This is a genomic window from Streptomyces sp. NBC_00259 (genome assembly GCF_036181745.1).
Lineage (GTDB): Bacteria > Actinomycetota > Actinomycetes > Streptomycetales > Streptomycetaceae > Streptomyces > Streptomyces pratisoli.
Genome location: NZ_CP108080.1, coordinates 5,322,051 through 5,338,646 on the forward strand (window position 1 = coordinate 5,322,051; position 16,596 = coordinate 5,338,646).

The window sequence follows — 16,596 nt, forward strand, 5'->3', positions numbered from 1 at the left end:
CCAGGTCCCCAGGGCTTCCGGAGGCCCCCATGAAGACAGGGTTCAAGCGCGCCACCGTTCCTCTCGCACTGCTCATGCTCACCACGCTCACCGCCGCCGGCTGCGGCGACGGTGACAGTGGCGCAGGATCCAAGAAGGTCACCGTCTGGATGTACCCGGTGATCATGGATCCGAAGGCCAACGCCGCCTACTGGGACGGGATCGAGAAAGGTTTCGAGGCGGCGGAGAAAGGCGTCGACCTCACCGTCGAGCAGCTCCCCTGGGAGAACCGCGACCAGAAGCTCGCCACCGCGTTCGGCAGTGGCAAAGGCCCGGACGTGGTCCTGCTGGGCCCCGACCAGATCCCCCAGTACCAGGCCAACGGGGCGCTCCAGCCCGTCGACCGGGCCATCGAGGACGCGAAGAGCGCCTTCCGCCCGGCCGCCCTGGAGGCCATGACCCAGGACGGCAAGGTGTACGCGGCGCCGATCTACCACACCGTCACCAGCACGCTCTACAACAAGAAACTGCTGGAGAAGGCGGGCATCACCGAGCCGCCCGCCACCTGGGACGCCATCAGGGCCGCCGCCCCGAAGCTGAAGCAGGCCGGCGCGACCACGCTCGACTACTCCGCGAGCAACGAGGCCTCGCTCAACATGAGCTTCTATCCGCTGCTGTGGCAGGCGGGCGGCAAGGTCTTCGACGACAGCGGCAAGAAGGCCGCGTTCAACAGCACCGAGGGCGTCGAGGCCCTCACCTTCCTCGTCGACCTGTACAAGGGCGGTTCCGTCCCGAAGTCCGCGATGACCAACGCCAACCTCTTCACCGATCAGGCGCTGGGCAAACAGCAGGTCGCGATGGGCTTCACCAACACTCCGGCCGACGCCGTGCTGGCCGAGCAGGCCTGGGGCAAGGGCAACGTGATCGTCGGCCCCGCGCTCACCGGCCCCCGGAAGCAGGTCTGCTTCGGCATGCCGGGCGGGCTCGGCATCAACGCCAAGTCCAGGAACGTGGCGGGCGCCGAGAAGTTCATCGCGTACATGGTCCAGCCCGCGCAGATCGAGTCCATGGGCAAGGCGGGCGGCTTCTTCTCCCCGCGTACGGACGTCACCGTCCCCAACGACAGCACCTACGCCAAGGAGTACCAGCAGGCGCTCGACCACACCTATCCCGGTGAGCCCAACCCGGCCGCCCGGCAGCTGATGGCGCTGCTCAGCCCCGAGATCCAGGCCGCGCTCACGGGCAAGAAGAGCCCGAAGGCCGCCCTGGACGCGGCGGCCGAGGAAGCCGACGACCTGCTGGCGCGTCAGCGTTGAGCAAGCTCGCCGCCGACGAGGTCGCACCGGAAGAGCCCCTGCCCGAAGCCGGCCCGGAACCCGGCGAAGGCGGGGGCGGGCCCGGCGTGACCGCCGGCCGGAGCCGGATCCTGCGACGGCGCGAGGCCCTGGTGGGCCTCGCGTTCGTCGCGCCGATGCTCGCGCTGTTCATCGTGTTCCGCTTCGGGCCGACGCTCGGCGCCGCGTTCCTCTCGCTCACCGACTACCGGCTCAGCGGCGAGTGGACCTTCACCGGTGCGGGGAACTACACCCGCCTCCTCCAGGACGACCTGTTCTGGGAGAGCCTCGGCGTCACCGCCGTCTACACCGCGCTGTACGTCCCGATGACCGTCGCGCTCGCCCTCGGCACCGCCGTCCTGCTGCACCGCACGCTCTGGCTGCGCGGCTTCTTCCGGGGGCTGTTCTTCCTGCCGTACGTCACCAGCATCGTGCTGGCCGCCGTCATCTGGAAGTGGATCTACGAGCTCGAGGACGGACTGCTCAACGCCACCCTCGGCGCCCTCTCCCTCGGCCCGGTCGACTTCCTCGGCAGCGAGTCCCTGGTCCTGCCCTCCATCGCCGCCGCCTCGGCGTGGAAGGGCTTCGGCTACTCGATGCTGATCCTCCTCGCCGGACTCCAGTCCATCCCGCGCGAGGTCACCGAGGCCGCCACCATCGACGGCGCGAACGGCTGGCAGCGCTTCCGCTGGGTGACGCTTCCCCTGCTGCGGCCCGTCCTGTTCTTCGTCCTCGTCATCGAGGCGATCACGGGCTTCCAGGTCTTCGACGCGATGTACGTCATGACCGCCGGCGGCCCCGTGCGCGCCAGCTACTCGCTCGTCTACTTCCTCTACGACTCCGGCTTCAAGTTCTTCGACTTCGGGTACGCGAGCGCCGTCGGCCTGGTCCTCTTCCTCGTCGTCCTCGTCTTCTCGCTCATCCAGCGGAGGCTCATCGGAAGGGACACGGACTGATGGCGACCCCCACCGCGCCGCGGCGGGCCACGGCCCGGCTCGGGCTCCCCGTGCTGCTGGTCCTGGTCGCGTTCGTGACCGTCACCCCCTTCGTCGTCATGGTGCTGGTGTCGTTCGCGCCCGCCGGCGGACAGACGCTTCCGGGCGCCTTCGACATCACCCGCGCCACGTTCGCGAACTTCACGGACGTGCTGGAGAACGCCGACGTCACGCGGTGGGCGGTCAACTCGCTCATCTACTCGCTCGTGTCGGTGCTGCTCATCCTGCTGTTCTCGTCCATGGCCGGCTACGCGTTCGCCAAGAAGCGCTTCCCCGGCCGCGAGGTGCTCTTCTGGTCGTTCCTCGCGACCCTGATGGTGCCGTTCCAGGCCACCCTCATCCCGTACTACATCCTCGTGTCGGAGCTGGGCGGCGTGGACACCTACTGGGGTCTGATCGTGCCGACGCTCGCCAACTCCCAGGCCGTCTTCCTGATGCGGCAGTTCATCATCCAGCTGCCCGACGAGCTCTTCGAGGCCGCCAAGATCGACGGGGCCTCGGAGTGGCGCATCTACACCACGATCGTCGTACCGCTGATCCGGCCCGTGCTCGCCACCCTCGGCGTGTTCGTCTTCCTCTGGCACTGGAACGACTTCCTGTGGCCGCTGGTCATCGGCCAGTCCGAGCAGATGCGCACGCTCACCGTGGGGCTCGCCACGCTGGAGGGGGAGAACGTGACGATCAACCAGATCATGGCCGGAGCCACCATCACCGTCATCCCCTGTCTGCTCGTCTTCGGGCTGCTCCAGCGGTATCTGACGGACTCGATCGCCACCTCAGGACTCAAGTCGTGACCATCGCCGCACCCGCCGCCGCACCTGTCGGCCCCGCCCTCACCGTCGTCGACGTCAACCGGATCCTCGGACCCCTGCCGAACGACGACGTACCGAGCCGCGACGAGGACGGACTCGTCAAGGAGCTGGAACGGCTGAGGATCGACACGGCCTGTGTCGCCCACTCCCACGCCGTGTACGGCGACCCGCGCGACGGCAACGCCCGGCTCGGCCGCATCGCCGACGAACGGCTGCGCCCCGTCCCCGTGCTCGTGCCGGGACCGCTCGGCACCGGTGACTGGACGGGCGGCGGGGCCCCGCTCGTACGGCTCTGCCCCGACCGCCACGGCTGGGCCGCGACCGGACCGTACGCCCTGGGCCTGACCGCCGCGCTGTCCCTGGCCGGCGTCACGATGCTGCTCGACTGGGGGGCCGTCACGGCGGCCGACGTGGACCTGCTGGCCGGCACCAGGCCCCGGCTGCGGATCGTCCTCACCGGCACGGGCTACCGCGGCCTGCGCGAACTCACCGAACTCCTCGACACGCACGAGCTGCTCCACGTGGACACCTCCACGCTCGCCGGACACCGGCAGGTCGAGTGGTTCGCCCAGCGGTACGGCGCCCACCGCGTCCTCTTCGGCACCGGCGCGCCCGTCAGCGACGACGCCGGCCCGCGCCACCTCCTCGACACCCTCGACCTGCCGGCCCACGACACGTCCCTCATCGCCGGCGCCAACGCGCTACGGCTCCTCGGCGGCGGGGCGTGACCCCGCTCGCGCCGGCCGCCGGCGTGCGCGCCCCCGGCGGCCTGCGCGTCATCGACGCCCACGGCCACCTCGGGCGCTGGGGCGCCTTCGCCATCCCCGACGGCTCCGCCGCCGGTCTGGTCGCCATGATGGACCGCTGTGGTGTCGCCACCGCCTGCGTGTCCCATCTGCTCGCCGTGGGCCCCGACGCCCGGGCCGGCAACGCCCTCCTGCTGAAGGCCCTCGCCGCCCACCCCGGCCGGCTCCTCGGCTACGCCGTCCACAACCCCCACGACCCCGAGGCCGCCCCACGTCTGCGCGAACTGCTCGCCGTACCGGGCGTCATCGGGGTCAAGCTCCACCCCGAGGTCCATGAACTGGCCCTCGACGACCCCGCCTACACCCCCGCCTTCGAGGCCGCGGCCGACCACGGCCGTGTGGTCCTCGCCCACAGTGAGCACGACAGCCGCTGGGCCGACGCCCCCCGCTTCGTCACCGTCGCGTCGCGCCACCCGGGTGTGCCGCTGCTCATGGGTCACTCGGGGCTGTTCCCGCAGGGTTACGGCCCGGCCGCCGAGGCCGCCGTGCGCTGCCCCAGCCTGGTCCTGGAGACCTGCGGCTCCCGGATGACGGCCCGCCACCTCACCCGGCTGGTCGCCGAGGTGGGCGCGGACCGGATCGCCTTCGGCTCGGACGCCGTCTTCCTCGATCTGCGGATCGGTCTCGGACGTGTGCTGCTGGCGGACCTCGCGGAGAACGACCGGGAGCAGGTCCTGCACGGCACCATGGCCGCCCTGCTCTCGCGGGCCACCGGGTGAACCGCCGCTGCGGAGCACGGCGGACACGGGCGGGACGGTGAACCGTCCGCAGTGGCCCGCCTGGCCGCCGCCCGCCACCGACGAGCAGCGGCGGGCACTGCTGCGGGTCCTCGACAGCGGCCGCTGGGGCGCGACCGACGGCACGGAGACCCGGGACTTCGCGGCGGCCTTCGCGGCGCGCGTGGGCGCCGCTCACGGCGTGTGCACGGTCAACGGCACGGTCGCGCTGTTCCTCGCCCTGCGCGCCCTCGGAGTCGGTCCGGGCGACGAGGTGATCGTCCCCGCCTACACGTTCGTGGCCAGTGCGACCGCCGTGGTGCTGGCCGGCGCGGTGCCGGTCGCCGCCGACGTACGGGAGGACACCCTGCACCTCGACCCCGAAGCCGTACGCCGCCTCGTGGGTCCGCGTACGAAGGCCGTCATGCCCGTGCATCTCGCGGGCGCCCCCGCCGATACGGAGGCCCTGCGCGGCCTCGGCCCCGCCGTCGTGGAGGACGCGGCGCAGGCGCACGGAGCCGCACGCCACGGCCGGCCCGCGGGCAGCCTCGGGGACGCCGCCTGCTTCAGCTTCCAGTCCAGCAAGGCGATGACCGCGGGGGAGGGCGGCATCGTCGTCACCGACGACCGCCGCACGTACGAGCGGCTGTGGGCGCTGCACAACGTCGGCCGCAGCCCGGACGGCGGCTGGTACGAGCATCCGGAGCTGGGCTGGAACCTGCGCATGACGGAGTTCCAGGCGGCCCTGCTGCATCCCCAGCTCGCCCTGCTGGACGATGGGATCGACCACCGTGCGGCCTGTGCCGGCGCGCTCGCCACGGCTCTCGGCGAGGTCCGGGGCCTCGCACTCGTCCCGCCCCCGCCGGGCACGACCCGCCACACCTGGCATCTGGCGATGCTGCGTTACGACTCCCGCGCCTTCGGCGGCCACCCGAAGTCCGCGTTCCTGAAGGCGATGGCGGCCGAGGGCGTCCCGCTCGACCCCGGCTACCGTTCGCTGACCCGAGTGCCGTACGTCGGCGACCCCGCGCCCTGCCCGGTCGCCGAGGCCGCGGAGGACACCGTCGTCTGGGTGCGTCAGGCCCTGCTGATGGCGGACGAGGCGGCGATGGGGGCCGTGGCCCGGGCCGCCCTGAGCGTCCAGCGCGCGTTCACGCGTTGAGCTCCCCGAACGCCTCGATCGCCCGCAGCGCGTCGGCCTGCGGCATCCCCGGCGGCTGGACCCGCAGCACCAGCCCGTCCGCGCCCATCTCCGCGTACCGCCCGATCCGTTCCGTGCACTCCTCGGGCGAACCGATCACCGACCGCGCCACGATGTCGTCCCACTGCTGCGCATAGCGCGCCGCGTCCATCGACGTGCGCTTCCAGTCGCCGTACGCGTCGTACAGCCCTCGCAGCGGCCTCTCCAGCGCGTCCCGCGCGCGCTGGGTCGTCGCGGCGGCATACCCCTCGCGGCAGACGACGACCTCCGCCCCCAGCGAACGAGGACCCCGCGGGTGGGCGCGGTAGGCGCGGATCTTCTCCGGCAGTTCCTCGTCGGTCTCGTTGAACGACGTCGTCCATCCGTCGCACATCCGGGCCGTGCGCTCCAGCGCGGCCGGCACCCGCCCGCCGTTCCAGATCCGCGGCCGCGGATTCTGCACGGGCCTCGGCGACAGATAGGCGCCGTCCACCTCGCTCCAGCGGCCCTTGTACGTCACCTCGTCCTCGGTCCACAGCCGGGTCAGCAGCTCCAGGCACTCCTCGAACCGCGGCACCCGCTCGCCCGGCCGCGCGCCGAACAGGGTGAACTCCTCGGGGCGGTAGCCCAGCACGAACCCGGCGGTGAGCCGCCCGCCCGACAGCACGTCGATGTGCGCCAGCGTCTCGGCCAGCCATACCGGCTGGTAGACGGGTGCGATCAGCCCGGCCGTCGCCAGCCCGATCCGCTCCGTGTGCGCGGCGAGATACGCCAGCGAGGTGAGCGCCTCGTGGTAGCCGGGCCGGTGCAGATGGCGCTCGCCCAGCACGACCCAGGCGAAGCCCGCCTGTTCCGCCAGCCGCACCTGCTCCACGGCGTCGGCGAGCCGCGGCCGGTCGGCCTTGTCCGCATACAGGTTGACGTACAGGCCGAGGCGCATCGAAGCGGAATCCCTTCCTTTACGGTCCGGACCGTAAAGGCTAGCGTAGCGGCGACGACCGCAACAGACGGGCAACGGACGGGAGAGAACGCCGATGTCTGCGACGGACCAGCTGGTGCGCCGGCTGCGCGGCACCGTACTTCCGGCAGTCGCAACCCCCATGGACGCGCGGGGAGTTGTCGACTTCGAAGCACTGCGCGGATACGCCGAACGCATCGCCGCGCACCCCGTCGGCGGGGTCGCCGTATGGGCGCACACGGGACGCGGGCTGTATCTCTCCGAGGCGGACCGCCGACGGGTGCTGGGGGTGTGGCGCGCGGCGGTCGACCGGCCGGTCGTGGCGGGCGTGGGGGTACCACGCTCGACCCCGGTCACGGGGCTTCGTGACGCGGTCGACGCCACCGTGGCGATGGCGGTGCAGGCGGCCGAGGGCGGCGCCGACGCCGTCATGGTCTATCCGCTGGCGCAGCTCGACGGCGACGAGGACGCGGCCCTGGCGCTGCACGAGGAAGCCGCCTCGGCGAGCGGGCTCCCCGTGCTCGGGTTCTTCCTGCACGGGGAGGCGGGCGGATACCCGTACCCGCCGCGGCTGGTGAGCCGGCTGCTCGCACTCCCGTCCGCCGCCGGCGTCAAACTCGCCACCCTCGACCGGGCGATGGCCTGCCAGGACGCGATCCGCGCGGCACAGTCCGGCGGGAAGCTCGTCATCACCGGCGAGGACCGGATGTTCGGACCCTCGCTGATGTGGGGCGCCGACTCGGCCCTCGTCGGCATCGCGGCCGCCCGGGTGCCGCTGACGGCCGCGGTGCTCGACGCGTGGCGCGACGGCGACCACGGTGCGTTCGTGCGGGCCTCGGCCCGTCTGGACGCCTTCGCGGAGGCCACGTTCCTCGATCCGATCGAGGGCTACGTGCAGCGCATGCTGTGGGCGGCGGTCTGGGAGGGCCTGATCCCGGAGGAGTCGGCCCATGACCCGTACGGGCCGGGGCTGCCGGCGGCGGAGCGGCAGTCGGTGGTGGAGTGCCTGGAGCGCCTCGCGAAGGACCCCGACGCGGCGTAGCCCCTCCCCGCACCCCTGGCACCCGTCACACCTGTCACACCTTCAGGTCGAACAGCTCCGCCGCGTTCCGCCACAGGACCCTGTCGAGCTCGTCCTCCGTGAAGTGCGCGTCGCGCAGGACGCCGAGGGACCAGCAGGGGTCGATGAGGGTGGCGTCGGTGCCGAAGAGCATGCGCTCGACCGGGACGCCGGCCTCGCGGGCGTAGGCGATGCGGCCCGCGTCCGCGGCCGTACGGCAGTGCTCCAGATACAGACCGTCGCAGGACGCCGCCGCGTGCGCGGCCTCGCGCCAGGCGTCGCCGCCCGCATGGCCCATGATGACGCGGAGTCCCGGCCGGGCCGTGACCATGTCGGCCAGCTGGAGCACTTCGCGCCCCCAGGTGTGGAGCAGCAGCGGCACCCCGGCCTCGGCGATGACGTCGAAGGCCTCCGCCATCTCGCGCGAGCCCGGCAGCCGCCCCGGATAGTGGGTGTGGATCTTCGCGCCGACGAACCGCCCGGAGTCCAGACAGCGGCGCAGATCGGCCGCGCTCTCCTCGATCCGGTTCGGGTTCACCACCGCGTAGCCGTACAGCCGTGGCCGGGAGGCCAGTTCCTTCAGCAGCGCCGCGTTGCCCGCGACCGCGTCGTACACCACCGCCTCCGACGCCGACACCAGCTGCAGATCGATGCCGTAGCGGTCCATCTGCCGCAGATTGGTCTCCGCGTCGCCGCAGGTCAGGTGGAACTGCCAGCGCCCCACATGGGCGTGCACATCGATGATCGGCATCAGGCGAGCAGCTCCTCGACGTTCTTGGTGGCGATGGCGGCACGGTCGTCGTCCGAGATGTCCGCGTACCGGAGCCGCAGCGTCAGCGGTGAGATGTCCATGAAGGGGGTGCGCGAGCCGAAGACGAGGTGGCGCGCGCCGACCGAGTCCACGACCCGCTCGAGGGAGTCGGGCCCGGACAGCATCCGCGTGGTGACCCGGAATCCGGGTTCCTCGCGGGCCATCAGCAGGAAGTCCGCCAGCAGATAGGCGTGCAGGTCCAGGAAGACCACGTCGGCGCCCCGGTTCATCAGCGGCGGACCGTAGCGGCGGGGGTCCCCGTCGTGGAGGAGCACCATCCCGCGGTCCAGGGCGAGGTCGACGACCCGCCGGTAGCCGGGGAAGCCGGGGTCGGCGGCCTGCTCGACCGTGAACACGCGCAGGAAGCGCACTCCGGCCGCTGTCAGCTCGTCCAGCCGGCCCTCGGCGGTCAGCGCGTCGCGTACGTCGATCGTGCCGACCGGCAACAGCTCCGGGCAGTCCGCCAGATCGCGGAGCGTCTCCTCGTTGCCCGCTCCGTCGTCGAACAGCGGTCCGCGCGTGGACAGCGCCAGCGCCCCGGACACGGGGGAGCGGTCGAGCCGCCGTCGGACCTCGGCGAGCGGGAAGTCCCGGTGGTGCCGCGGCCACGCCCCGTACAGCACGTCCACGTCCCAGCCGATGGTCTCCTCGGGGGACGGCGTCAGCCAGTCGTAGGCGCTCAGCCGCTCGTGCGCGGTCGTCGTGCTCGTGCTCATCCCGCTCCCACCTCGCCCAGCGCGCGGGCGATCCGGTCCACGTCGTCCTCGGTGTACGCCTCGTTCCACTGAAGCACCAGCAGCGTACGGTCGATCAGCGTCTCCGCACGGGGACACAGGCCGGGCGGGTGGCCGGACAGTGCCGGATTGGCGTACAGCGGCCGCTCCAGATAGCCGGGCAGCGCCGGGACGCCCACCTCCTGAAGTCCCTTCGCCCAGCGGGAGTTGTCGTCGACGAGCAGCGGCATCACCCACCAGGCGTGACCGGCGCGCCGCTCCGGCATCCGGGCCGCGGCCGACAGTCCGAGCCCGTCGAGGGCCCTCGCGAGGCGCCCGGCCCGCTCGCGCCGTACGCGCACGACATCGGCGACCCGGGTGAGCTGGACGCGGGCGACCGCCGCGACGAGTTCCGTCATCCGGTAGTTGAGGCCCATCGTGCGGTGGATGCGGCCCTCGGCGCGGTCCCAGCCCTTGTCCATGAACAGCCGCATACGGCGGGTCAGTTCCTGATCGTCGGCGATGCAGAGCCCGCCGTCACCCGCCGTGATGTGCTTGTACTGCTGGAGACTGAAACAGGCGATGTCCCCGACGGTGCCGAGCAGCCGGCCGGAGTCGTCCTCGCCCAGCCACGCCTGTGCGCAGTCCTCGATCAGCAGCAGCCCGTGGCGGTCGCAGATCTCCCGCAGCCGGCCGGCGTCCGCGGCGCCGCCGAAGAGATGGACGGCGATCACGGCCCTGGTGCGCGGGGTGATCGCCGCCTCCACCGCGTCCGGGTCCAGGTTCCCGTCCTCGGGCCGTACGTCCGCGAACACCACCCTCGCGCCCTGGGCGAGGACCGGCGCGACCGTGCCGAAGTCCGAGATCGGCGTGGTGATGACCTCGTCCCCGGGGCCGACACCGGCCGCGGCGACCGCGAGATGGACCGCGGCCGTGCCGGAGCTGGACGAGACGGCCCCGGAGCGCCCGTACAGCGCCGCCATCTCCGCCTCCAGCGCCCGGGTCTCCGTCCCGAACGCACCGCACAGGACGGCCGAGTCGAGGACCCGCAGCACCGCGGCGCGTTCCTCCTCGCCGATGGTCCTGCCGCGTGGTTCGAGAACTGTGGGCAGTGGCATTTCCCGTTGCGGCATCGGGGGATTATCCTCTCGGCAGCACACGATTATGGCCTGGGCCGAAAGTAGAACTCCCGTCGTCGGTCGTCAATCACGCGTCAACCTCGAAGGAACGTGCGTCGAACCCCGGCAGAACGTGCGTCAACCCCCGCAGGTCGTGCGTCGACCCCAGCAGAACGGAGACCGGGCCATGCCGCTCACGGTCGGCGTGATAGGCCCCGAGGACCTGGTCCACAAGGTGGTCGCCGTGGGCGGCGTACAGGCGGGCCCGGCCCAGCTGCTGCCCCTGCCGTACCGCCACGAGGACGAGACGACGGAGGTCGTCGCCGCGGCGCGCTCCTCCGCGGACGCCCTGCTTTTCACCGGAGTGGTCCCGCACTCCCTCGCCGCCGCGGCCGGCGTCCTCGACCGCCCCGCGATGTACGTCCCGTACAGCGGCGCCACCCTCCTGCGGGCCCTGGTCGAACTGCTCCGCCTCGGTCACGACGTCTCGCGCGTCTCCATCGACACCCTGCGCCGCGACGAGGTGCTGGAGACGCTCACCGAGGCGAAGCTGCCCACCGACCACGTACAGGTGCTGCCCTACCGGCCCGGGCTCACCTCCCAGGATCTCGTCGACTTCCATCTCGACGCGCGGGACACCAGGAAGTCGAGGGTCGCGATCACCTGCCTCGGCTCGGCGTTCCACGTGCTGGAGCACCGGACCCACGCGGTACGGCTCGCTCCCTCACGGCACTCGATCCTGGCGACGCTCCAGGCCCTCGTCCTGGCCACGGCGGGACAGCACAGCGGCGACGCCCAGGTCGCCCTCGGCGTCATCGACCTGCCCACCGCGGCCGGCGGACCGGCAGACGAACGACTGGCCGAGGACGTACGGATCCTCGGCGGAAGCCTCGCCGCCCTGCCGGACGGGCAGCGGCTCGTCGTCACCACCCGGGGCGTCCTGGAGAAGGCGACCGAGCAGTTCACCCGAATCCCGTTCCTCGACGCCCTCGCCGCCCGGCACGGCACCGCGCACATCGGCTTCGGGCTCGGGCGCACCGCCGCCGAGGCGGAGGCCCTCGCCCGCCGTGCCGTCAACCGGGCGCGGTCCGTCGGCGCCGTCGCCGGGGTCGTGTCGATGACCGACGACGTCGACATCGTCATCGACCCCGCGCTCGGGGACGCGGCGAGCGAACCCGCCGCGCCCGAGAGCGCGGCGCTGCTGGCCCGCCGAGTGGGCATCAACCCCCAGACCCTGGACCGGCTGCGGGAACTGGCCGCCGCGGACCCGGGGGAGGGGCTCACCGCCCATGTCGTCGCCGAGCACCTGTCCGTGCAGCAGCGCACGGCCCGGCGCATACTCAAGCGGCTGGAGCGGGCGGGCGTGGCCGTCCCGACCGGAAGCCGCCAGGAGGGACAGACCGGTCGGCCGCCGATCGTGTACCGGGTCCGGCTGTAGTCGGGACAACGAGTGGCGGGCCGCAGGGCTGCCGAGCTGCCGGGACGCGAGGGTGTGAGGGTGCCCGGACGCGGCGTGCCGTTTGCGGACGGCCGCCCGGCGGGAAGTTACGGTCCCGACCGAAACGACGTCACAGCGAAGGAGCTGAGCCGCGTGAAGATCGCCTCGTTCCACACCCGAGTCGTCCGTGCCCCCTACCGCCGCCCGTTCGCGATCAGCAGCGGCACCAGCCCCGAACTCATCAGCCTGCTCGTGGAGGTACGGACCACCGACGGCGCCTCCGGCTTCGGCGAGTCCTCCCCGATGACCGCCTACACCGGCGAGACGCTCGCCGGGCTGCGGGCCGCCGTCACCGAGCACGCCGCGCCCGCACTCCTCGGCCGCGACCCGCGCGACCTGGCCGGAGCCCACACCGCGATGGACGCCGCGATCCGCGGCCAGCACCTGGCCAAGGCCGCCCTCGACCTCGCCCTCCACGACCTCGCCGCCCGCGCCGCCGGGTGGCCCGCGCACCTCCTCCTCGGCGGCGCCGTCACCCGACGCGTCCCCACCACCTGGGTCGTCGGCCTCGGCAGCCTCGACGAGAGCGCGGAGGAGGCCGCCCACCACGCCGAGCGCGGCTTCCGCCACATCAAGCTCAAGGGTGGCGAGGACCCGGAGCGCGACGCCGAACTCGTCGCCGCCGTACGCAAGTCGATCCCCGAGTCCGTCGAGCTGTCCCTCGACGCCAACGAGGGCTACGAGCCGGGCAGCGCACTGCGCACGGTCCAACGCCTCGCCGACGCCGGACTCGACCTGATCGAACAGCCCCTGCCTCGCTGGGACCTGGCCGGGCTCGCCGCCCTGCGCGCCCACGGCGGCGTACGGGTCATGGCCGACGAGTCCCTCCAGTCGCTCCACGACGCGCTGGAGCTGGTCCGCCGCGGCGCGGCCGACGTCCTCAACATCAAGATCCTCAAGGTCGGCGGACTCCACCGGGCCCGCCAGATCGCGGCCCTCGCGGAGGCAGCCGGCCTCGCCGTGAAGATCGGCACCATGCCGGAGCTGGGTGTCGCCACCCTGGCGGCCGCCCATCTGTCCGCGGCCCTCCCGCACGCCACGGTCCCGCCGGACCTGGTCGGACCGCTCCTGGTCGAACAGGAACCGCTGGCTCCGGAGGTGTTCGCGGCGACGGCCGGCACCGGTCATGTGGAGCTGCCGGACCTCCCGGGACTCGGCCACCGGCTGGCGCCGCTGTGAGCGGCGGCCTCAGCTGCCTTCTGCACCGCCGTCGACGTGGGCTGATGGGGCATCAGCCCACGTCGACCGTTGCTGGTTCACGAACGTCCGCAGGAATCCTTCACTGCTCACGGGTCTCCGGTGCGACGCCGGTGACGCCGTCGGCCACCGCGGTCGCCGGTCCGCATATGAGGACGACGGCCGCCCGGTGACGGTGACGGTGACGGTGACGGTGACGATGCCGGTGCCGGCGGCGCGGGCTGCACCGCCCAGGACTCGGAGGCCCGCTCGTCGGCCTCGATCACGTCGTCGCCGTAGAGGCCCTGCAGCCAGTTGGACTGGTAGACGGTGTCGAGGTAGCGCTCACCGAGGTCCGGGGCGAGGGCCACCGCGGTGTGACCGGCCGTCTCGTGCTCGGCGAGCCAGCCCATCGCGCCGCTGACCACCGTGCCGGTGGAGCCACCGAACAGGAATCCGTTCCGGGCCAGCGAGTGGCAGGCGCGGATGGTGTCCTTCTCCTCGACGCGTATGACCTCGTCCACGTAGGACTCGTCGAGCAGCGGTGGACGGATGCTCATGCCGAGACCGGGAATCATCCGGCGCCCCGCCTCGCCACCGAAGGACACCGAGCCGACACTGTCGACCGCGACGATCCGCACCGGCCGGTGCCACTCGCGGAAGAAGCGCGCACAGCCCATCAGGGTGCCGGTGGTGCCGGCCCCGATGAACAGGGTGTCCAGCTGCGGGAACTGCCGCGCGATCTCCGGCGCCGTCCTGCGGTAGTGCGCCTTCCAGTTGCTCGGATTGGTGTACTGGCTGAGCCACACGTACCGGCGGTCGGAGGCACACAGGGCGCGGAGGTAGTCGATCCGCGCGCCGAGGAAGCTTCCGTTCGCCTCCTGACCGGCGATGACGTGCACCTGGCTGCCCAGCGCCTCCATCATCAACCTGGTGGTCAGGTTGCAACGGGAGTCCGTCACACAGAGGAACCGGTAGCCCTTGCTCGCCGCGATCATGCTCAGCGCCACACCCAGGTTTCCCGAGGAGGACTCTACGAGGATCGAATCCGGCTTCAGGACACCGTCCCGCTCGGCGGCCTCCACCATCTCGATCGCGGCCTTGAGCTTGATCGAGCCGGCGAAGTTGAAGCCCTCGCACTTCAGGAAGAGCGAGTGTCCGAACATCGACGCGAGGTCGACGTAGAGCTCGTCTTCGTTGAAGTCGTAGGGAGCGGATATGACAGGCACGATGGCCTCCTCATCTGCAGTGGACCACGCGGGGTCCCTGCGTCAGCGGCCGCGGTGTCGTGCGCATTGACCTGCGGCGACCTGACCGGTGATCTCTCCTGCGATCAGTCCTGCGATCAGCCTCCTCACGGGCTTCCGTCAGCTGGGCCGTAGCGGCGCAGCTCGTGGAAGAAGTTGTCGACGACCTGCAGTTCGCCGGAGCGCTCCACCTCGTCGTAGATCCATTTGCCTACCGCGAGGTCGAGCACGCCCAGGCCGAAGGGCGAGAACACCACCGGCCGGTCCCTCGGCACCGTCACCCGGTCGGACATCACGTCGTCGAGCGTGCCGGTGAGGAAGTCGCGGCCGCCGGTGAACTGTTCGGCCAGATGGGGCGAGGTGTTCGCCTGGAGGCAGTGCTCGACGTCGTCGACGATGTTGGCCGAGGCGAGCAGGATCTCCGGTGCGAGGTCACGCAGCGACACGTGCAGCACCAGCGGATTGTGCGCGAACCACGACACGTCGCCGACATGCGGCTCACCGGCCACGGTCGCGAAGACCACCAGGTCGCTGACGCGGACCAGTTCCTCGGCGCTGTCGTGCACGCTGATCCGTCCGGCGGTGCCCGACTGCTCCAGATAGCAGCGGAAGCCGGCCACGCTGTCGGCGGACACGTCATGGACGCCGATCTCGTCGAACGACCAGCCGGTTCCCGCCAGGAAGGTGTGGATGTAGCGGGCGATCAGGCCCGTACCGAAGAACCCGACGCGCAGCGGGCGCAGCCCTCCGCGGCTCAGCCAGTCCGCCGCCAGCGCGGCCGAAGCGGCCGTCCTGGTGGCGCTGATGATGGAGCTCTCCAGGCAGGCGAACGGATAGCCCGTGTCGTGGTCGTTGAGGATCAGCACGGCCGAGGCGCGCGGAATGCCCGCCGTCACGTTGGCCGGGAAGCTGGAGATCCACTTCAGGCCGTCCACGCGGACCTGACCGCCGAGCGATGCGGGCAGGGCGATGATCCGGGACGCCGGGCGGTCGGGGAACCGGAGGAAGTACGACGGCGGGTTCACCGAATCGCCGGTGCCGTGCAGCCGGTAGGTGGACTCGATGAGCTCGACGAGCTGCTTCTCGCGGCCCTGCAGCGTCCGCTGCACCTGCTCACCCGAGATCACCGCGAACGCCGGCCGCGTGGTCGGTTCGGTCGGTTCGGTCCGGATGGGGGTCATTGGTCGCTCACCTCGATGGTGGGTGAGCAGTCGGTGAGTCGTACGGGTTCGGCGAGGCCGACGAGGACTTCGCGTGTGCCTTCGTAGGGCTCTCGGCTGTGGGCCGTGCGGATGTTGTCGACGAGCATGAGGTCGCCGGCCTGCCAGGGTTCGCGGGCGGTGTGGGCCTCGTAGGTCTCGTTGAGGATCTGGACGACGTCCTCGCCGATGGGGTCGCCGTCGCCGTAGCGGGTGTTGAAGGGCAGGCCGTCCTCGCCGTAGACGTCGACGAGGTATTCGCGGACCTCTTCGGCGAGGGTCCACTGGTTGAGGAAGGCGATCTGGTTGAACCAGCAGCGTTCGCCGGTGACGGGGTGGCGGACGATGGCGCTGCGGCGCTGGCGGGTGTGCAGGGTGCCGTCGCTCTGCCAGGCGAAGTCGATGGCGTTGATCCGGCAGTAGTTCTCGATGATGGCTTTGTCGTCGGTGCCGAAGGCTTCGGCGAAGGAGGCGCCGATCTCGTCGTTGTAGCTGCGGGTGAGGAGCCAGCCTTCCTGCTCGAACCGTTTGACCAGTTCGGGGGGCAGGGCCTGGAGCACGGTGGGTGCGTCGGCGACCGCGGTGGCGCCCTGCTGGGTGGGGGCGCTGAGGCAGGCGAACATCATCAGGCCGGGGAACTCGAGGGTGTAGCTGAGTTCGTGGTGCATGCACATGGGCTGGTTGGCGGGCCAGGTGGTGGAGGAGTACACGCCGCCGGGGTAGCTCTGCCGGGCGGCGAAGGCCTCGCGTTCACTCATCAGCTCGCCGCCGGCCAGCCGGCGGAAGACACCGCCCACCTGATCGGCATCACTCAGGTTCAGGCCGCGGACCAGCACCGCACCACGCTCGGCGACGACAGCACGCAGCGCCTCACGCTGCTCCGCCGCCCAACGCGCCGCATCGGCGAGGGACTCGATCCGCAGCACGGGTGGCTTGCCCGGCTGCGACTCCACATCGAGCAGTGACGCCTGGGATGAGGACGACATCTCGTTTC

General features: G+C 71.6%; 16 protein-coding genes. 9 read left to right on the plus strand and 7 right to left on the minus strand.

The window, feature by feature from the left end; all coding sequences use genetic code 11:
* The first annotated feature begins 29 nt into the window (after positions 1–29).
* Genes OG766_RS24230 through OG766_RS24255 form a run of 6 tightly spaced genes read left to right on the plus strand, consistent with a single transcriptional unit; the run spans position 30 to position 5,804 of the window.
* Positions 30–1,295, plus strand: a complete 1,266-nt coding sequence (locus OG766_RS24230; RefSeq protein ID WP_266383075.1) for an ABC transporter substrate-binding protein — start codon at positions 30–32, stop codon at positions 1,293–1,295.
* Entirely contained in the window at positions 1,292–2,269 is a 978-nt protein-coding gene (locus tag OG766_RS24235; protein WP_323137323.1) for a carbohydrate ABC transporter permease, read from the plus strand. Before OG766_RS24230 ends, OG766_RS24235 begins: the two co-directional genes overlap by 4 nt.
* Positions 2,269–3,102, plus strand: coding sequence for a carbohydrate ABC transporter permease (locus OG766_RS24240; protein ID WP_266383078.1), 834 nt, complete (start codon positions 2,269–2,271; stop codon positions 3,100–3,102). Before OG766_RS24235 ends, OG766_RS24240 begins: the two co-directional genes overlap by 1 nt.
* A complete protein-coding gene (locus tag OG766_RS24245; RefSeq protein ID WP_328726194.1) occupies positions 3,099–3,848 on the plus strand; it encodes an amidohydrolase family protein in 750 nt (249 codons plus the stop codon). The genes OG766_RS24240 and OG766_RS24245 overlap by 4 nt, the downstream gene beginning before the upstream one ends.
* Positions 3,845–4,645: an amidohydrolase family protein gene (locus OG766_RS24250; protein ID WP_328726195.1), complete on the plus strand. Its 801-nt coding sequence runs from the start codon at positions 3,845–3,847 to the stop codon at positions 4,643–4,645. The genes OG766_RS24245 and OG766_RS24250 overlap by 4 nt, the downstream gene beginning before the upstream one ends.
* Positions 4,646–4,682: 37 nt before the next feature.
* Positions 4,683–5,804, plus strand: a complete 1,122-nt coding sequence (locus tag OG766_RS24255; RefSeq protein ID WP_328726196.1) for a DegT/DnrJ/EryC1/StrS family aminotransferase — start codon at positions 4,683–4,685, stop codon at positions 5,802–5,804.
* Here OG766_RS24255 and OG766_RS24260 read toward each other — a convergent pair.
* Positions 5,794–6,762, minus strand: coding sequence for an LLM class flavin-dependent oxidoreductase (locus OG766_RS24260; RefSeq protein WP_328726197.1), 969 nt, complete (start codon positions 6,760–6,762; stop codon positions 5,794–5,796). The genes OG766_RS24255 and OG766_RS24260 overlap by 11 nt on opposite strands.
* Positions 6,763–6,856: 94 nt before the next feature.
* Here OG766_RS24260 and OG766_RS24265 point away from each other — a divergent pair, with 94 nt between their 5' ends.
* The gene (locus OG766_RS24265) at positions 6,857–7,822 is read left to right on the plus strand and encodes a dihydrodipicolinate synthase family protein (protein WP_328726198.1); all 966 of its coding nucleotides are present in this window, start codon (positions 6,857–6,859) and stop codon (positions 7,820–7,822) included.
* 34 nt (positions 7,823–7,856) lie between these two features.
* On the opposite strand, the gene OG766_RS24270 is transcribed toward OG766_RS24265, so the two are convergent.
* The 3 genes from OG766_RS24270 to OG766_RS24280 are packed head-to-tail and all read right to left on the minus strand — an operon-like array spanning position 7,857 to position 10,497.
* Positions 7,857–8,591: an amidohydrolase family protein gene (locus OG766_RS24270; RefSeq protein ID WP_266383099.1), complete on the minus strand. Its 735-nt coding sequence runs from the start codon at positions 8,589–8,591 to the stop codon at positions 7,857–7,859.
* Positions 8,591–9,367 carry a hypothetical protein gene (locus tag OG766_RS24275; RefSeq protein WP_328726199.1) on the minus strand — a complete coding sequence of 259 codons (777 nt, stop codon included), beginning with the start codon at positions 9,365–9,367 and terminating at the stop codon, positions 8,591–8,593. The genes OG766_RS24270 and OG766_RS24275 overlap by 1 nt, the downstream gene beginning before the upstream one ends.
* Positions 9,364–10,497 (minus strand): DegT/DnrJ/EryC1/StrS family aminotransferase, encoded by a 1,134-nt coding sequence (locus OG766_RS24280; protein ID WP_328726200.1) that lies wholly within the window; start codon positions 10,495–10,497, stop codon positions 9,364–9,366. The genes OG766_RS24275 and OG766_RS24280 overlap by 4 nt, the downstream gene beginning before the upstream one ends.
* Before the next feature lie 172 nt (positions 10,498–10,669).
* Here OG766_RS24280 and OG766_RS24285 point away from each other — a divergent pair, with 172 nt between their 5' ends.
* Positions 10,670–11,920: a hypothetical protein gene (locus tag OG766_RS24285; RefSeq protein WP_328726201.1), complete on the plus strand. Its 1,251-nt coding sequence runs from the start codon at positions 10,670–10,672 to the stop codon at positions 11,918–11,920.
* Positions 11,921–12,073: 153 nt separating this feature from the next.
* Positions 12,074–13,159 (plus strand): mandelate racemase/muconate lactonizing enzyme family protein, encoded by a 1,086-nt coding sequence (locus tag OG766_RS24290; protein WP_266383108.1) that lies wholly within the window; start codon positions 12,074–12,076, stop codon positions 13,157–13,159.
* A 107-nt stretch (positions 13,160–13,266) separates the two neighbouring features.
* On the opposite strand, the gene sbnA is transcribed toward OG766_RS24290, so the two are convergent.
* From sbnA to OG766_RS24305, 3 genes are all read right to left on the minus strand, one after another.
* Entirely contained in the window at positions 13,267–14,385 is a 1,119-nt protein-coding gene (gene sbnA / locus OG766_RS24295) for a 2,3-diaminopropionate biosynthesis protein SbnA (RefSeq protein WP_266383111.1), read from the minus strand.
* Positions 14,386–14,510: 125 nt separating this feature from the next.
* Positions 14,511–15,584 carry a 2,3-diaminopropionate biosynthesis protein SbnB gene (gene sbnB, locus OG766_RS24300; RefSeq protein ID WP_328726202.1) on the minus strand — a complete coding sequence of 358 codons (1,074 nt, stop codon included), beginning with the start codon at positions 15,582–15,584 and terminating at the stop codon, positions 14,511–14,513.
* Entirely contained in the window at positions 15,581–16,588 is a 1,008-nt protein-coding gene (locus OG766_RS24305; RefSeq protein WP_266383117.1) for a TauD/TfdA family dioxygenase, read from the minus strand. The genes sbnB and OG766_RS24305 overlap by 4 nt, the downstream gene beginning before the upstream one ends.
* Between the last annotated feature and the right edge of the window lie 8 nt (positions 16,589–16,596).